This is a genomic window from Streptomyces aurantiogriseus, assembly GCF_014649375.1.
Classification (GTDB): domain Bacteria; phylum Actinomycetota; class Actinomycetes; order Streptomycetales; family Streptomycetaceae; genus Streptomyces; species Streptomyces aurantiogriseus.
Genome location: NZ_BMSX01000020.1, coordinates 156155 through 172817 on the forward strand (window position 1 = coordinate 156155; position 16663 = coordinate 172817).

The 16663-nt window shown below is 72.4% G+C and carries 12 protein-coding genes and 2 pseudogenes; 11 read left to right on the forward strand and 3 right to left on the reverse strand.

Annotation, left to right across the window (positions count from 1 at the left end):
- Positions 1–36: 36 nt before the first annotated feature.
- Positions 37–312, reverse strand: coding sequence for a hypothetical protein (locus IE263_RS34915; RefSeq protein ID WP_189942046.1), 276 nt, complete (start codon positions 310–312; stop codon positions 37–39).
- Positions 313–867: 555 nt separating this feature from the next.
- On the opposite strand from IE263_RS34915, the gene IE263_RS34920 reads away from it, so the two are divergent.
- The 9 genes and pseudogenes from IE263_RS34920 to IE263_RS34960 form a co-directional block, all read left to right on the forward strand.
- Positions 868–2016, forward strand: coding sequence for a DUF3344 domain-containing protein (locus IE263_RS34920; RefSeq protein ID WP_189942047.1), 1149 nt, complete (start codon positions 868–870; stop codon positions 2014–2016).
- Between the two features lie 49 nt (positions 2017–2065).
- Positions 2066–3248, forward strand: a pseudogene (locus IE263_RS34925) (glycosyltransferase).
- Positions 3245–4672 (forward strand): exopolysaccharide biosynthesis polyprenyl glycosylphosphotransferase, encoded by a 1428-nt coding sequence (locus IE263_RS34930; protein WP_189942049.1) that lies wholly within the window; start codon positions 3245–3247, stop codon positions 4670–4672. Before IE263_RS34925 ends, IE263_RS34930 begins: the two are co-directional and overlap by 4 nt.
- Positions 4673–4692: 20 nt before the next feature.
- Positions 4693–6027: an O-antigen ligase family protein gene (locus tag IE263_RS34935; protein WP_189942102.1), complete on the forward strand. Its 1335-nt coding sequence runs from the start codon at positions 4693–4695 to the stop codon at positions 6025–6027.
- Entirely contained in the window at positions 6024–7817 is a 1794-nt protein-coding gene (gene murJ, locus IE263_RS34940; RefSeq protein WP_189942050.1) for a murein biosynthesis integral membrane protein MurJ, read from the forward strand. Before IE263_RS34935 ends, murJ begins: the two co-directional genes overlap by 4 nt.
- Positions 7801–8565, forward strand: coding sequence for a polysaccharide deacetylase family protein (locus tag IE263_RS34945; protein WP_189942051.1), 765 nt, complete (start codon positions 7801–7803; stop codon positions 8563–8565). The genes murJ and IE263_RS34945 overlap by 17 nt, the downstream gene beginning before the upstream one ends.
- A 1-nt stretch (position 8566) precedes the next feature.
- Entirely contained in the window at positions 8567–9715 is a 1149-nt protein-coding gene (locus IE263_RS34950; RefSeq protein ID WP_189942052.1) for a glycosyltransferase, read from the forward strand.
- Positions 9715–10374 carry a YveK family protein gene (locus IE263_RS34955; RefSeq protein ID WP_189942053.1) on the forward strand — a complete coding sequence of 220 codons (660 nt, stop codon included), beginning with the start codon at positions 9715–9717 and terminating at the stop codon, positions 10372–10374. Before IE263_RS34950 ends, IE263_RS34955 begins: the two co-directional genes overlap by 1 nt.
- Positions 10371–11468, forward strand: a pseudogene (locus IE263_RS34960) (GNAT family N-acetyltransferase); the annotation flags it as partial. The gene IE263_RS34955 and the pseudogene IE263_RS34960, both read left to right, overlap by 4 nt.
- Before the next feature lie 41 nt (positions 11469–11509).
- Here IE263_RS34960 and IE263_RS34965 read toward each other — a convergent pair.
- Positions 11510–12907, reverse strand: coding sequence for a glycoside hydrolase family 26 protein (locus tag IE263_RS34965; RefSeq protein WP_189942054.1), 1398 nt, complete (start codon positions 12905–12907; stop codon positions 11510–11512).
- A gap of 200 nt (positions 12908–13107) precedes the next feature.
- Between IE263_RS34965 and IE263_RS34970 the strand changes: the two genes are divergently transcribed.
- Positions 13108–14364: a carboxylate--amine ligase gene (locus IE263_RS34970; RefSeq protein WP_189942055.1), complete on the forward strand. Its 1257-nt coding sequence runs from the start codon at positions 13108–13110 to the stop codon at positions 14362–14364.
- Complete coding sequence (locus IE263_RS34975; RefSeq protein ID WP_189942056.1) at positions 14364–15629, forward strand: NAD(P)-binding domain-containing protein; 1266 nt, start codon at positions 14364–14366, stop codon at positions 15627–15629. The genes IE263_RS34970 and IE263_RS34975 overlap by 1 nt, the downstream gene beginning before the upstream one ends.
- A gap of 582 nt (positions 15630–16211) precedes the next feature.
- Here the strand turns inward: IE263_RS34975 and IE263_RS34980 are convergent.
- Complete coding sequence (locus IE263_RS34980; RefSeq protein ID WP_189942057.1) at positions 16212–16463, reverse strand: hypothetical protein; 252 nt, start codon at positions 16461–16463, stop codon at positions 16212–16214.
- Between the last annotated feature and the right edge of the window lie 200 nt (positions 16464–16663).

A 16663-nucleotide genomic window follows, 5' to 3' on the forward strand; every position in this document is an offset into this window, starting at 1 on the left:
AAACGGCGGGCATCACGGCCGGGGAAGTTCTCAGCGCTACAGCGACAGACCGCCCTTCAGCGGGGGGCGCTTGCTCAGGTCGGAGGACACGCGGTCCACGGCCTTCAGCAGCGACGCCTTCTTCTCCTTGACGGAGAGCGTGTCCGACTGCTCCAGCGGCGCCACGTGGACGGGGCCGTTGTTGAGGGTGCTCACCGCGTTGTCGAGGGTCTTGCGCCCCGTGTCGTTGACGCTCTGGGCGAACGCGGGCGCGGTGACACCGGCGATGACCAGGGACCCGGCGATGACAGCAACAGCCTTCACAGACTTCATGGTGTTCCTTTCTTCGGCGACATGAGTGGCCGGAGGGATTTCTACGCCGTGCACAACGAGCGTCGGCCGGTCCGGAAACCCGTGTGCAGAGAATTGCCGAGTCCTCATATGAGACCTCTGAAGGATATGACTCTGAAAGGGTGAGGACGCGGTATGAGAAAGAGGCGAAAGAAACAGCCGTGGCGCCGGCGCGGGCGGACCGCCGACGACGTCGCCTCGTCCGGGGCGGCCGGCAGACGGCACCCCCGGCGGGGTACGGGAGTTGGGGGTGCGCTGTCCCCCATAAGACTGAAAAGCCCGGGGCGTCCGGCTCGGACCTGGTGACTGCTGTTTGACTCAGGGGACTCGGCCGCCCTGCGGTCGCCTCAGGAACGCACCGGCTTCACGAATCCGACACACTTGCCCCGTTTCAGGGGATTAAGTCTGACAACGGCTAGAGTTGCGCACCTCCCGACGCGGCCTTCAGCATGCAACCGCCTTCGCGCTGCCCCTGACGCCGCACCCTTCGTGCTGCCCCCTGACACCGCAACCTTTTCCGAAAGGGCAACGCCCGTCATGCGCAATTCCCTGGCTCCCCTCCTACGCCGTGCAACGGTGGGTGCCCTCGCCCTCGCCGGGATCTGGGCTCCCTCCGGTGCCCTGGCGGTCGCGCCTGCCGCGCCGCCGTCGCCGGAGGCGGGCCGACTCGCGTTCGCCCAGCGGTATCACGCGGTCCAGCACGGCGGCATCGCCCGCGCGGCCAACGTCTCCATCAGCTGCCGTATGCCACGGGCGGTGCACGGAACCCTGGCGTCGACGGCGCACTCCTGCCCGGCCGCACGCGGGGGCGGGAGCGGGGTGAACAGCGACTTCGACATGACCTACGTCGACGTCGACAAGGACCCGAACACCTACAACTCCTCCCGTGCGGAGGTCCGTCTGCCCAAGGGTTCACGGGTCAGCTACGCACGGCTGTACTGGGGCGGCAACCTGCGCGTCGGCGAGCAGAAGCCGCCCAAGGACAACGGGCGGGTGCTGGTCGCCGAACCGGGCGGGGCGTACAGGGAGGTCCTCGCGGACACGGTCGTCGGCCACCGCGTGGCGCACGGGGCGCAGGCCTTCCAGGCCTCGGCGAACGTCACACGGCTCGTCCGGGAGAGCGGGCCGGGTCTGTACACCGTGGCGCAGGTCAACGTGGCGATGGGGAAGTCGGCGGCCGGTGCGTGGGGTGGCTGGACGCTGGTGGTGGCGTACGAGAACCCGGCGCAGCCGTTGCGGCACCTCGCCGTCTGGGACGGCTTCGACGTGCTGACCCCGGGTGCGGGGCAGGAGATCCGGCTGGGCAAACTGCGCTTCCCCGCGGGCGCGGGCGGCCGCGCGGGCCTGGTGACGTACGACGGCGACCGCAGCGCGACCGGCGACACCCTCACCCTCACGACGACCCGCACCCGCGCCGCCCGTCCGCCCCTGCGCACCGGGGTGACCGCCCTCGCCAACCCGCTCAATCCCCGTGACGACGTCCTGAACTCCACGATCAGCCAACCGGGGGCGGACCAGCCGCTGCGTGTGCCGGCGTACGCCCACACCCTCGGCTACGACTCCGATGTGTTCGATCTCGGAACAGGTCTGCGACACGGCGGCGACCAGCTGGCCTTCCGCCTCGTCTCCCAGCGGGACACGGCATGGGCCGGCGTGCTGTTCGTCGCCGTCGACGCCCAGCAGTGAGGCCTGTTCCCTCCCGTCCCGAGCGTCACCGTGAGCGAGGACATCGCGCATGCATCTGTCATCAACAAACTCTCGCCCGCGGGTCCTTCACGTCACCCAGCCCGTGGACGCCGGAGTCGCCCGCGTCGTGACGGACCTGGTACGGGCGCAGCTCGCGGCCGGTCTGGCCGTCACCGTGGCCTGTCCCGGCGGCGCGCTCGCCACCGGGCTGCGGCCCCTGGGCGCGGCCGTACGGCACTGGCAGGCGACGCGCTCACCGGGGCCGTCGCTCGTCCGGGAGGTACGACACCTCGCACGCGTGATCGATGAGGTGCGCCCTCATCTGGTGCACGCGCACAGCGCGAAGGCCGGGCTCGCCGGGCGGCTCGCCGTGCGGGGGCGGATCCCCACCGTGTTCCAGCCGCACGCCTGGTCGTTCGAGGCCGTCGGCGGGGCCACCTCGGCGCTCGCGCTGGCGTGGGAACGGTGGGGGGCGCGTTGGGCCTCGCGGGTGGTGTGCGTGAGTGAGGCAGAGCGCACGACCGGCGTGCGCGCCGGGATCGGTGCGCGGTGGAGCGTCATCCCCAACGGTGTCGACCTGCAGCGCTTCCACCCCGCCCCCACCGGCGCCGTGCGGGCCGGGCTGAGGCCGTTGCGTGGGGTCGCTCCCGACGCACCGCTCGTCGTCTGCGTGGGGCGGTTGTGCCGGCAGAAGGGCCAGGACGTCCTGCTGGAAGCGTGGAGCACCGTCGCCCGCAGGGTGCCCGGCGCTCGCCTCGTCCTGGTCGGCGACGGACCGGACCGCGACCGGCTGCGGGCGTGCGCGCCGAGGTCCGTGCTGTTCGCGGGGGCCGTCTCCGACGCCGCCCCCTGGTACCAGGCCGCCGATCTCGTCGTTCTGCCGTCCCGTTGGGAGGGCATGGCGCTGGCCCCGCTGGAGGCGATGGCCTGCGGACGGCCGGTGGTGGTCACGGACGTCGACGGTGCCCGCGAGAGCCTTCCTCCCTCGCACGCCCCCCACTGCCTGGTCCCGCCCGAGAACCCGGAGCTGCTGGCCGGGGCCGTCGCCGCACTGCTGCTCGACCTGCCGCTGCGCGAGTCGCTCGGCCACCAGGGATTTCGGTACGTCCTGTCCTCACACGACGTGCGGCACACCGCCGAGGCGGTTGCGGACGTCTACCGCCACCTGATCGGCCTGCGGCCCGCACCACGCGTCAGCGCCCACGGATCATAGGGAGCCCGTCCACTCGTGACCGCGGAAAGCACCGTCTCCTCCCCCGGCACACATCCCCGGGATCACAGATTCTCGCCCGTCTCGGTCGTGCCGCCCCGCGGCACCGCCCCAGGGGCCCGGTTTCCCCTCCGCAGGCCGCCCGCGTGGTCGGTCTCGCCGGTGCCCCTTCTCGTCGCGGACGGCACGGCCGCACTGCTGGGTGCCCTGATACTGACCGGAAACCAGCTCCACCCCCTGCTGCCGGCCCTGCTGGTGGCCACGGCGCTGCTACTGCGCCCGCGCCGCGCGTGCCCGCCGGTGCCGGGCGTCCTCGACGAACTTCCCGCCCTCTGCGGCCGGACAGCGGTGGCCTGGCTGGCGCTCGCCGCGCTCGTGGCGGCCTACCGGCCGGACCACGCGCTGTCCGCCCGCACCCTGCTGATGGGCTTCGCCGTGCACGTGGCGGCGAGTTGCGCGCTGCGCGGCACCGTGCACACGGGGTGGCGCGCCGTGCTGCTGCGCAATCCGCGCACCGCGCTCGTCATCGGCCCGGCGGCGACCGCACAGCGCGTGGCCGCCGCCGTGCTGCGGCACCCGCAGTGCGGGGTACGGCCGGTCGGGATCGTGTCCGAACGGCAGAACGACACCGAGGGCCTGCCGGTGCTGACGACGAGTGAGGAGGTCGAGCGGGCCGTCGTCCAGAACGGCGTGCGGGCGGTGCTGGCCGTCCACCCCTCCGTACGGGCCGAGCAGGGACCGCTGCTGCGCGCACTGGCCGAGTGGGGCTGCGTGGTGTGGGAGGTCGACGCGGAGTCTCCGTCGTACGCGACGGAGGAGCGGCTGGCCGGGTTCTCCTGTCGGCGTCTGGACAGGTCCGCCGCGCGCTGCGCCGACGCGGGCAAGCGAGCGTTGGATGTCCTCGTGTCGGGGGTGCTGTTGCTGCTGGTCAGCCCTCTGTTGCTGGTGTGCGGGGTGGCGCTGCGGATCAGTGACGGGCCGGGCGTGGTGTTCCGGCAGGAGCGCATCGGCAAGGACGGAAAGCCGTTCACGCTGCTGAAGTTCCGCACCCACCGCCCCGTCGACCAGCACGAGGCGGCGACCCGGTGGAGCGTGGCGAACGAACACGAGATGCGCGGGTTCTGCCGCATGCTGCGGCGCACCTCGCTCGACGAGCTGCTGCAACTGTGGAACGTGCTCCGGGGCGACATGAGCCTGGTCGGGCCGCGGCCCGAACGCCCGTACTTCGTCGGGCAGTTCAGCCGTACCTATCCCGGCTACGCGGCCCGCCACCGCATGCGGACCGGTATCACCGGCCTCGCCCAGGTCCAAGGGCTGCGCGGCGACACGTCCATCGAGGACCGCTGCCGGTTCGACAACGTCTACATCGACAACTGGTCGCTGTGGCAGGACGTGTGCATCCTGTTGCGCACCGCGGGCACACTCGTGCGCCGGACGGGGAGCTGACAGCAGTGAGCCTCGTCCTGATGGCGTTCACGCGCCGGGGCACCGTCCTGACGCCGGTGCTGCCCGTGGTGGCCGTGCTCGCCCTGCTGGCGCTGCCGCTCGCTCCGAGCGGCGAGGGCGGTCCGGGTCCGGCCGACGCGGTGTCCGGGTGCGTGGTGCTGTACTGCGCGGTCCGCCTCGTACGGGACCGGCGGCGCCCCTTGTCGCCCAGCGCCGCCGTGGTGCTGGGCTTGCCGGTCGTCGGACTGACCCTCGCCGCCCTGGGGGCGTACACGCCCGGGGCCGGTCTCGCCGGGCTGAGCCGGTATCTGCAGGTCTTCGTGCTCGTCCCGGCGGCGGTCCTGCTGCTGATCCGTGACCGGGGCGACTTCCGGCTGCTGGCCTGGTCGTTCGTGGGGCTCGCGCTCTGGCAGGGGTCCGTCGGAGTGCACCAGTACGTCACCCGGACCGGCGCCTCCTATCAGGGCGAGCAGATCCGGGCCGTCGGCACGTTCGGGCCGCAGGACGTGATGGGCATGGCGACGGTGGTCGGCATCGGCCTGGTGTGCGCGCTCGCTCTCGCGCTCGGGCGGACGTCCCCACGACAGCGGGGAGCCGCTTTCGCGTGCGCGCTGGCGCTGCTGCTGCCGCTCGCGCTGTCCTTCAGCCGGGGCGCGTGGATCGCGACGGCCCTGACCTGCGGGGTGCAGCTGGCGCTGGCCGGGATGCGGCGCGCGCTCAAGGTGGGCGCGGCCGTGGCCGCCGCGGGTGTGGTGCTGGTGGGCGGCTTCGGTGTCGGCACGGCCATGCTGCAGCAGCGGGTCGACAGCATCACGCGGGTCACCGACGCCCCCGACCAGTCCGTCGTCGACCGGTACACGATGTGGGCGGCCGCGACCGACATCTGGCGCGACCACCCGCTGACCGGCGTCGGGCTGAAGGGCTTCCCCGAGTACCGGGACGCGTACGCCTCGCCGACGCTGTCCTCGGGCAGCGACACCGAGGGCGCGGGGGCCGCGTACCGCAGGCAGCCGCTGCTGTCGCCGCACTGCATGTATCTGCTGGTGCTGAGCGAGCAGGGCCTGATCGGGTTGCTGGCACTCGCCGGGAGCTGGCTGGCGCTGCTGGTCTGCGGGCTGCGGGCGCTGGTGCGGACACGCGCGTCGGGGGCGCACGGCCTCGACTGCGCGCTCATCGCCTGCGGGTTGCTGGTGTGGCTGCTCGTCGACTTCGTGTACGCCGACATCGGCGGCCCGTCCACCGTGCTGACCGCGGTGTGCTTCGGACTGGTCGCGTGGTGGGCGCTGGCCGGGGACGGCGAGGCCGTGACGCCGGCTCAGGTGCGCGTGCGCGCGGAGGAGGCCGTGGCGCGATGACCGTGACGCCGCCGCGGACTCCGCGGGCTCCCGGTCACGGGACCGACACAGCGGCCGTGCCCGCGGCGCGGCCCGCCGAGCGGGCCGTGGACGGCACCGGCCTCACCGCGGTCACCCGGAAGTTCCTCGCCAAGGCCACCCTGATCACGGCCTCACTGTCGGTCGCCGGGGCGCTGCTCGGCCTGGTGCGGGACCAGGCACTGGCCCAGCTCTTCGGGGCGGGCCGCGAGACGGACGCCTTTCTGGTCGCGTGGACCGTGCCGGAGTTCGCCGCCACGCTGCTCATCGAGGACGGGCTGGCCATCGCGTTGATCCCGGCGTTCAGTCTGGCCCTGGCCCGGCGCGCCCAGGGGGTTTCCGGCGACCCGGTCCGCTCCCTGGTCGCCGGCACCCTGCCCCGCCTGTCCCTCGCCTTCGTCGCCGTGTCCGCGCTGATCATCGGCGGTGCTCCCTACCTGGTCAAGGTTCTGGCACCCGGCCTGCCCGACCCCCGCCTCGCCGTCGACTGCACCCGGCTGACGGCGACCTGTGTCCTGAGCTTCGGGCTCGCCGGGTACTGCAGCGCGGCCCTGCGGGCGCACCGTCGCTTCCTGGCGCCCGCGACGATCTACGTGGCCTACAACGCCGGCATCATCGCCACGATGTTCCTGCTCGGCGGGCGCTGGGGGGTGCGCGCGGCGGCGGCCGGGGTGGCGGTGGGCGGCTGTCTGATGGTGGCGGCCCAACTCCCCTCGCTCTGGCGGCAGTTGAGGAGCCATCCTTCGACCGCCGGCGGTGCCGCGGTCGAGGTGCGCCCGATGAATCTCGCCCTGATCAGCACCGTTCTCCTCTTCGCCATGTGTCGCCAGTCCCAGGTCCTGATCGAACGCTTCCTCGCCTCCACCCTTCCCGCCGGGGCCATCTCGCACCTCAACTACGCGCAGAAGGTCGCCCAGATCCCGATGACGCTCTCGCTGATGCTGTGCACCGTCACCTACCCGGTGGTGGCGCAGGCGCTCGCCGACGGCGACACCGAACGGGCCCGCGCCCGCGTGGAACGGGACTTGGCGCTGGCTTCCTGCCTGGTGCTCCTGGGTACGGCCACGGTGGTCGCCTGCGCCCCTCAGATCATCGCCATCCTGTTCCAGCGGGGTGCGTTCACCGCGCAGGACACGGTGGTGACCGCGAGCGTCATGCGCGTGTACGCCCTCGGGCTGCTCGGCCAGACCCTGGTGGGGATCCTGGTCCGCTCGTACTTCTCGGCGGGTCGGCCCACCTGGTATCCGATCGGCGCCATGACCGCGGGTGTCGTCGCGACCTCCTGGATCGGGGCGGTCACCGTGGGCTTCTGGGGCGTGTCGGGGATCGCCGCCGCCAACGCCGTCGGCATCACCGTCACGGCCGCACTGCTGCTCGCCGGTCTCACACAGCAGCCGGAGGGGCGCGCCCGCCTCAAGAGCGCGCGGGCAGCTCGAAAACCCGCAGGGCAGAGCACGCTCGCCTCGGCATGGGCCGTGGCGCGCCGTGGTCGAGCCGGGCGGCACAGCCGTCCACGCGGGCTCCCGATCCGTACCCGGCAGGTGCTGTCCGAACTGAGCAGGCCGGTACGGGCGGCGACGGTCGCGACGGCGGCGGGGGCGTTCGCCGCGAGCGCGCCGGAGTCCCCGGTGGCCGGCCTCGCGGTCGGCTGCGTGACCGTGACCGCCGTCTTCCTCCTGCTCGGAAGGGCCCTGGGCGCCCAGGGCTGCATCTCCGCGCTTCGTTCCGTACGTACCATCACCCGAAGGCTGAGGCATGGCCGCTCCAGTTGAATCCGTCGGCACCGGCAGACGCCACGGGGCGCGTCCCGGTCCGGTCCCGTGGGTGGCGATGTACCACTCCGTGGGCGACTGCTCCGACGACCCGTACCGCATCACGGTCACACCCGAGCGGCTGGAGCGGCAGCTGGCCTGGCTGCACCGGCGCGGGCTGCGCGGTGTGTCCCTGCGCGACCTGTTCGCCGCCCGGGCACGGGGCGAGGGGCGGCGCCTGGTCGGTCTCACCTTCGACGACGGATACGTCGACTTCCTCACCCACGCTCTTCCGGTGCTGCGCCACTGGAACTGCGGTGCCACCCTCTTCGTCCTGCCCGGACGGCTCGGCGGCGTCAACGCCTGGGACCCGCTCGGCCCGCGCAAGCCGCTGCTGACCGCGGACGGCATCCGGCGGGCGGCCGCCGAGGGCGTGGAGATCGGGTCGCACGGGCTGACGCACGTCGATCTCACCCGGGCCGACGACGTCACCCTGAAGGCCGAGGTCGCCGACAGCAGGGCACAGCTGGCGGAGCTGATCGGCGCTCCGGTCGACGGCTTCTGCTACCCGTACGGCACGATCGACCGGCGCGCCGTCACCGCCGTACGGGAAGCCGGGTACGCCTACGCCTGCGCCATCGACCCCGGCCCCCTGACCGGCCCGCACGCCCTGCCCCGTCTGCACATCGGCCAGAACGACACGGCCTGGCGGCTGCACCTCAAGCACAAGCTGCACCGGCTGCGACGGCGCCCCGTGAAGGGCGTGTGACATGAGGGCCCTGCACATCATCACCGGTCTCGGTGTCGGCGGCGCCGAACAACAACTCCGCCTGCTGCTGCGCCACCTCACCGTCGACTGCGAGGTGGTGACCCTCACCAACCCGGGCGCCGTCGCCGACGGGCTGCTCGCCGACGGCGTCCGGGTGCACCACCTCGGCATGGGCGGCAACCGCGACGTGTCCGCGCTCCCCCGCCTGACCCGCCTGATCCGCGGGGGCGGCTACGACCTGGTGCACACCCACCTCTATCGCGCCTGCGTCTACGGCCGGTTCGCCGCCCGCCTCGCCGGCGTCAGGGCCGTGGTCGCCACCGAACACTCCCTCGGCGCGTCCCAGTTGGAGGGCCGGAAGCTGACGGCGGGCGTGCGCGCGCTCTACCTGGCCAGCGAACGCCTCGGCTCCGCCACGGTCGCCGTCTCCCCCGCGGTCGCCGACCACCTCAGACGCTGGGGCGTACCCGCCCCACGCATCGAGGTCGTCCCCAACGGCATCGACCTGGCCCGTTTCCGCTTCGACCTGTCCCGGCGCCACCACACCCGCCGGCGCCTCGGCCTGCCGGAGGACGCCTACGTCGTCGGGGGGATCGGCCGGCTCATCGCGGGCAAGCGCTTCGACGTCCTCGTCCGGGCGATGGCCCAACTTCCGGAGGACCACTGGTTGTTGCTGGTCGGCGGCGGCCCGGAGGAGAGCGTCCTGCGCCGTACGGCCCACGAGGCGGGCGTGGCCGACCGTGTCCTGTTCACCGGCGAGCGCCCCTACGTCCCCGACGGCTCCCCCGGCCCCGACCTGCCCTCGCTCACCTTCGCCATGGACCTCCTCGCCTCGCCGTCCCCGGAGGAGTCCTTCGGTCTGGCGGCGGTGGAGGCCCTGGCATCCGGCCTGCCCGTGCTCTACGCCTCCTGCCCGGCGATCGAGGACCTGCCCCCGCAGGCCACCGCCGGCGCCCGGCGCGTGCGCGGCGGCCCCGAGGCGTACGCCCGTGCCGTGGCCGGAGTGCGCGCGGCCGGCCCGCGGCCGCGTACGGCCCCGGAGGCCGCCCACCGCTACAGCATCTCCCGCAGCGCCGCCCGGCTCATGGACGTGTACGCGGCAGCGCTGTCCAGCTCATCGACCCCCTCACCCCAGAAGGCCAGTTCCTGATGACCGACAACCCCACTCGACACCGCCGGCAGCCCGGCCGCCTGGCCCGCGCGGCCCTTCTGCGGCCCTGGTCGCTGCTCGCGGCCGGCGCGCTCGTCGGCGGCCTGCTCGGCGTCGCCTACGGTGCGCTCCGGGCCCCGACGTACACAGCGACCAGCTATGTCGTCGCCGTACCGACCGAGAAGTCCGACCCGGCCTCCGCGCTCGGCTTCGCACAGGCGTACGGCCGCACCGCCACGCAGCTCGCGGTGCTCGGGGACGCGCAGTCGTCGGTGGGTGTGCCGGTCCGGACGCTGCAGCGGAGCGTGCGGGCGGCCACCTCGCCGGACGCGCCGATGATCGCCGTCTCGGCCACCTCCCCGCGCCCCGGCCTCGCCTCCGACATGGCCAACGCGGTCACCCGTGCGCTGACCCGGCACGCGAACGAGACCAAGGGCAGCACCCACGTCGAACTCATCCAGTTCTCCCGGGCGGTGCGGCCGACGGAGCCGACGTCCGCGTCACCGATGGTGACCGGTCTGGTCGGCACGAGCGCGGGCGGCCTGCTGGGCGGTCTGGCGCTGCTCGTACGGCCGAGGCGGCCCGAGGACGACGACACCGCCCGCCCCGCCTCGGTGCCCGGCCCGGCCACCGCCGCCGACGTGCGCGGGCAGCTGTGACGGCGGCGTACACGACGCAGCTCGTCACCGACGGGCGCGCTTTCGCCGAGGTGGCCGCGGACTGGGGACGGCTGTACGAGCGGTGCGCTGCGGCCACCCCGTTCCAGACCCACGCCTGGCTGCACTCGTGGTGGCTGTCGTACGGCAGGCCCGGCCGGCTGCGGCTGGTGCTCGTGCGGGAGGGGGCCGAACTCGTGGCCGCCGCGCCCCTGATGCTCCGGCGCGGACCGGTGCCCACGCTCGTACCGCTCGGCGGGGCGATCTCCGACTACGGGGACGTCCTCATCGACGACGAGCGGGCGGACCGGGCGGCCATCGCGCTCGCCGAGGCACTGTCGGCGGCCGCCCGCACCGCGCTGATCGACTTCCGTGAGGTGCGGCCGGGCGGTGCGGTCGAGTACGTCTACGACCGCTGGAGCGGGCCGCGCCGGCGGATGCCGGACTCGCTGTGCCTGGAGCTGCCCGCCGTGCCCATGAACGAACTGCTGTCCCGGCTGCCGTCCAGCAAGGCCCAGCGGGTCCGGGCCAAGCTGCGCAAGCTGGGGTCGCTCGGCGTGGAGCGGCACGTCGTGGCGCCGGACCAGGTGGGCGCGGCGCTGCAGCGGCTGCTCGAACTGCACCGGCTGCAGTGGCAGGGCCGGAACGTGACGCAGGAGCACCTGCAGACCCGCTTCTGCGAGCACCTGGTGCGCTCCGTGGGGCCGATGGTGAGCTCCGGCGACGCGGTGGTCACCGAGTTCCGGCTCGACGGCGACGTGGTGGCCGTGGACCTGACACTGCTGTCGCGGCGGCTCGCGGGCGGCTACCTGTACGGAGCCCATCCGCGCCTGCGGGAACGCAAGGCGGACGTGGCGGTGATGCTCCTCGACGCGTGCACCCAGCACACGGGGGACGGCGGGCTGGGCACGCTGAGCCTGCTGCGCGGCAACGAGCCCTACAAGCATCACTGGCGCCCCGAACCCGTCGTCAACCAAAGGCTGCTGCTGGCCCGGCGGCGCACGGCCCCGCTGATGTCAGCCGTGGTCGCCGACGTGGCCGCGCGGCGAGGGGCCAAGGAGATGCTGCGTCGCTTCCGGGAGCGGACCGCCGGCGGCGGGACCGACTCGGATCCCGCCGCCCCCGGTGGCCGCGGCCGCTATCGGATCCACGGCCGCCCGTCGGGAGGCAGGCACAGCCCGTCCTCGACCCAGTCGCCGATGCGTGGCGGCGAGCAGCCCGTCGAGGGCGACGCTGCGGGAACCCCGGTGGGCGCGGGCGGCTCGGACAGCACAGGCGGCGCGGGCGGCTCGGACAGCACGGGCGGCGGCGTCGGTTCGTCGACCCGGCCGAAGAGGGCCGACCGGTAGGCCCGGGACGAACCGGGGTTGGCCGGACACTGCCAGACACCGTGCGGGCAGTAGTCGGTCACCGTGTTGTACAGCGGTTTGTGCTCATCGATCCAGGCGAGCATCCGCCGCATGTATGCGACATTGTCACCGTTGCGGAAGAGTCCCCATTCGGGATAGGAGATGGGCTTGTTGTGGAGTTTCGCGAAATCCACGTGTGCTTGAAGTCCGAAGGGCTCATTCACCTGCTCGTCGAAGGAAACTCCTCGCGGCTGGTCGTACGCGTCCATGCCGATGATGTCGACCGTGGCGTCCCCCGGATAGCACTGCGTCCAGGCAACGGCGTCCAGGCCGCGGCTCGGCGTGAAGTCGAACCGGAATGCCTGACCCGGCACCGAACGCATGGTGGTGACGATCCTGTTCCAGTACGTCTTCCAGGCCTCCGGGTCGGGCCCGCAGCGATGGGTGTACGTCGAGCCGTTCATCTCCCAGCCGAGCACCAGAACCGTGTCGGGCACCCCCAACGCGACCAGCCGCTCGGCGAGGGCGCGGAAGTGGTGATCGAAGTCGCCGGCCGCGCCCTGCTGCAGCAGCGACCGGACCTCGTCGTCGGAGACGCCCGCCTCGTTGCGCTCCTGCATGGGCACGTTGAGGACGAACATCCGGTCGTCCTTGGCCTTGCGCCAGCGCGCCCAGGTCTCGAGGAAGCCGGGGGCGCCCTCGATGTTGCTCCAGCGGTCGCCGGGCAGATAGGTGTGACCGACGCGCAGATCGGCGTTCCCCAGCCATCTGCTGAGCTTCCTGATGCGGTGCACGCCTCGGGAGCCGGAGTCGAGGAAGGCGCCGAAGGCGGGGCTCTCCGTGCCGGGCGCCGGGGTCGTCGGCGCGGCGGAAAGGCTCGGCCCGGCCGGATTCGGCGGCTCGGGTGCGGGCGGGGCCGTGAGGGGCGGGGTGATCACGGGTGTCTGCGATGCTGACGGCGCGTCCGGCGCGGGCACCGCGGGGGTCAGCGGTGCCGGCGGGGCGTCCGACGCGGTCACCACGGGGGCCGTCGGCGCCGGGGTGGCCGATGCCGGATCGGGAGACTCGGTGAAGGGCACCGTCCCCACTGCGAAGCCGGTCCCGGCGGCCAGCGCCGCCGAGACGGCGACTGCCGTCGCGACGACCGCCAGCCGCCCGGTCCGGGGCCGGCGCTGTTGTAGGACCATGCCTGCTCCTCTCTCCTGCTGTGCTGCTGTCCTGCCGTTGTGCTTCTTCTGCCGCTCTCGGTCTTCTTCCTTGCCTTTCTCATTACTGACGCCCAGTCACCTGAAGTCAGTCATATGAAATGGATTAACGCCACTATCTGTACGGCTTTCGAGTGCCTCGCTCGCCCGCACGGGTGAGCCGATCCGAAGGAATGAAGTCTGTGCCGCTGCTCGACACCCGCGTCCCCGCCGTTCTCCTGCGGATCGACCGCAATCCCTTTCACCACGGAACGCTGGGTGCCGTGCGCTCGCTCGGCAGAGTGGGAATCGACGTGCATGTGGTCGCCGATTCCACGGGAAGTCCCGTGTCCGGATCGCGTTTCGTACGGGAAATGCATCCCCCGCCACCACCCGGGTCCTCCGCCCGCGAGATCGCCGACGCGCTGCGCCGGGTGGCCACCCGGATCACGCGGCCCGCCGTCCTGATCCCGATGGACGACGCGAGCGCGGTCGCCGTGGGCCGCATGCGCGAGGAACTCGCGCCCTCCTACCTGCTGCCCGCCCCCGGCGCGCTGCCCGAACACGTCGCCGACAAGGCCGAACTGGCCGCTGTCTGCGCGGCCCTGGACATCCCGCACCCGGTGACGCTGGTCCCGGACAGCCCGGCGCAGGCCGCCGACGCCGCCCGGCGGCTGGGGTTGCCGCTGGTGGCGAAGTGGAGCCGGCCCTGGCTGCTGCCGGCCGGCAGCGGGCTGCGCAGCACGGTTCTGGTGAACTCCGCGCGGCAGGCCCGGGAGCTGTATCTGCGCACCGAGGAAGCGGACAGCCCGCTGCTGCTGCAGGCGTACCTGCCGCCGGGCCCGGACCGCGACTGGTTCATCCACGGATACGCCGACCGCTCCTGCGTGGTGCGTGGGGGCGGCACAGGCCGCAAGCAGCGGGCGTGGCCGCGCGGGGCGGGCCTGACCGCGGTCGGCTGCTGGACGGCCAACCCACAGGTGCGGGCGCTCGCCGAGCGGCTCACCGGCGAGCTGGGCTACCACGGCATCTTCGACCTCGACTTCCGCCGCTGTGGCGCGACGGGCCGCTACCACCTGCTCGACTTCAACCCGCGCCCCGGCGCCCAGTTCCGGCTCTTCTCCGACTCCGCCGGACTGGACGTCGTACGCGCTCTGCACCTCGACCTGACCCACCGTCCGCTGCCGGAGGGCGCGCCGCTGGTAGGACGGTCGTTCGTGGTGGAGAACTACGCACCGCTCGCCGCGCTGCGGCCCGCGCCCCGCGGACGCGAACTGGCCTGGCACGCCCCGGACGACCCGGCTCCCGGCCGGGCGATGCGGACCCTGTGGTGCCGCCACGTGTCCCGCCGACTGCGGGAGCGGCTGTGCGCGGCCCTGTCGGCACCCGCGCCGACGCACGTGGTCCGCCAGGCGGCCGCGCCCTCCCTGTCCGACGACGAGAAAGCGAGCAGTTGCTGATGTACGACCTGCTGGTGGTGGGCGCCGGTCCGTACGGCCTGTCCATCGCGTCCCACGCCGCGGCCGCCGGGCTGGACCTGCGCGTCCTCGGGCGGCCCATGGCATCCTGGCGGGACCACATGCCCCGCGGCATGTTCCTGAAGTCGGAGCCGTGGGCCTCCAACCTCGCCGATCCGTCCGGCCGCTGGCGTCTGGACGCGTACTGCGCCACCCAGGGGCTCACGGCGCGCCACGCGGAGCCGATCCCGGTGGAGACGTTCGCCGCCTACGGCCTGTGGTTCGCGCACCACGCCGTACCCCGGGTGGACGAGCGCATGGTGAGCCGGGTGGCGGCCTGTCCGGCCGGCTTCGAAGTGGTCACCGAGGACGGAGAGGTGCTGCGCGCCCGGACCGTCGCGCTGGCGGTCGGCGTCATGCCCTTCGTGAACGTGCCGTCCCCGCTGCGCGGCCTGCCCTCCACACTCGTCACTCACAGCAGCCACCACGGTGACCTCGGCCGCTTCCGCGGCCGGGACGTCACGGTGATCGGGGGCGGCCAGGCGGCCCTGGAGACGGCGGCGCTCCTCGCCGAACAGGGCACCCGCGTACGGGTGCTGGCGCGGGCGGACCGACTGCGCTGGAACGACGTGCCGCCGCCCGTGCGGCGCCCCTGGTGGCAGTCGGCCCGCACCCCGCACAGCGGCCTCGGCTGCGGCTGGCGCAACTGGTTCTACGCCGAACGTCCGAACCTCTTCCGTCGCCTTCCCGAGCCGACCCGGGTCCGCATCGCGGCCACCGCACTGGGGCCGGCGGGCGCCTGGTGGGTACGGGACCGGGTCGAGCCGGTGGTGGAGATGCTGCTCGGCCGCGAGGTCGCCGCGGCCCGTACGGTGCCGGGCGGCCTACGGCTGGAGACGGTGAGCCGGACGGGGGAGCTGGGCTCCCTGGAGACCGAACACGTCGTCGCCGCCACGGGGTTCCGGGCGACTCTGCACCGGCTCGACCTGCTCTCCGCCGAGCTCCGCGGGAGCCTGGCGACGACGGCCGACGGCTCCCCCGCGGTCGGACGGGACTTCGAGTCCTCGTACCCCGGGCTGTTCCTCGCAGGCCTGCTCACGGCCTCCGCCTTCGGCCCGGCCATGCGCTTCGTCCACGGCGCGACCTTCACCGCGACGACCCTCGTCCGAGGCGTACGCCGACGACTGCGCACCGCCTCACCCGCCCAGCCCGTCCCGGTACCGGCGGGCCGGAAAGCCGCGGAGGCACTGTGGAACACGCGCCACTGACCGGACGTGCGGCAGTCAGTTCCTCCTTTTCCTCCTGCCGCTGCGCCGGGAAGCGACTTCACGCCTGCCATAGTTTCGCTGCCATCGGATCTTCTGACTGGTCCAGTGGTGGGACCCGGTGAAGTGCCAGTATCGACAGTCGGAGCATCGGTAGATACGGTCCGGGATCCGGTCCAGCAGTGGCTGCCTGACCAGCCAGACCCTCGCCTCGGATTCAGTGCGGAACGACGCTTTCCCGGTCTCCGGGCAACGCGGATAGATAATTACATCACTCATGTGACCTCCGATGCGCGATTCGGCCCACATCTCTCTTCGACAGGAGGATGGAATCGATGCTGCATCAGAAGTAAACCGCTGGATCAAGCGGGTGACTCCGTTACGGATGAGTAGCCTTCAAGCTTCATCCGAATAGCCCCGCATTGGCTGCTGATGTGAATTGCGCTGATCGGATGGTATCGGGGCGGGAAAAAGAGGAAGCGGCCATCAGGATGATGGCCGCTTCCCGCACCAGGGCCCCTCCACGCATGCATGGAGGGGCCCTGCTTCATTCACTTCTGAACCAGTCGCCGGACGATCGTCCGATCACTTGGGCGGAGCGACCTGCGTGCAGAAGTTACCGATATTCGTGATGCTGTCGCCCCCGACACTGACCGGCGCACTGATCGTGATCAGGGACGAGGTGAACGCCTGTTCGCAGTTCAGGAACTGCGCGTTTTCGATGCCGGCGTCAGGCGGGTCACCACCGTCGTTGTGAGCCTGGGCCACCCCGGCACCCGTCAGGCCGATGCTACTGATGGCGGTAGTCACCAGCATGACCTTCTTGAACATGCGCACGCATATCTCCATGGATTGAGTCGCGGCCACCACAAAACGTCGTGGCCTCGATCAGCGCAGCAAAGGGGATGTCGAGCCCTTACCGCCTCGACATCCCCTGGTCCGCGCATTGCTGACCCTCGCCCCGGCGGCCCCGAGCCGACAGCGATCAGGGTGTCCGACGCGGCAAGGACTTGAGGAGTGGGCCTCACACAGGAGGT

Coding starts and splice junctions, on each gene's coding strand:
- IE263_RS34915 (WP_189942046.1), bottom strand. CDS start 312: ATGAAGTCTGTGAAGGCTGTTGCTGTCATCGCCGGGTCCCTGGTCATC.
- IE263_RS34935 (WP_189942102.1), top strand. CDS start 4,693: ATGGCGTTCACGCGCCGGGGCACCGTCCTGACGCCGGTGCTGCCCGTG.
- IE263_RS34920 (WP_189942047.1), top strand. CDS start 868: ATGCGCAATTCCCTGGCTCCCCTCCTACGCCGTGCAACGGTGGGTGCC.
- IE263_RS34950 (WP_189942052.1), top strand. CDS start 8,567: ATGAGGGCCCTGCACATCATCACCGGTCTCGGTGTCGGCGGCGCCGAA.
- IE263_RS34965 (WP_189942054.1), bottom strand. CDS start 12,907: ATGGTCCTACAACAGCGCCGGCCCCGGACCGGGCGGCTGGCGGTCGTC.
- IE263_RS34955 (WP_189942053.1), top strand. CDS start 9,715: ATGACCGACAACCCCACTCGACACCGCCGGCAGCCCGGCCGCCTGGCC.
- IE263_RS34975 (WP_189942056.1), top strand. CDS start 14,364: ATGTACGACCTGCTGGTGGTGGGCGCCGGTCCGTACGGCCTGTCCATC.
- murJ (WP_189942050.1), top strand. CDS start 6,024: ATGACCGTGACGCCGCCGCGGACTCCGCGGGCTCCCGGTCACGGGACC.
- IE263_RS34945 (WP_189942051.1), top strand. CDS start 7,801: ATGGCCGCTCCAGTTGAATCCGTCGGCACCGGCAGACGCCACGGGGCG.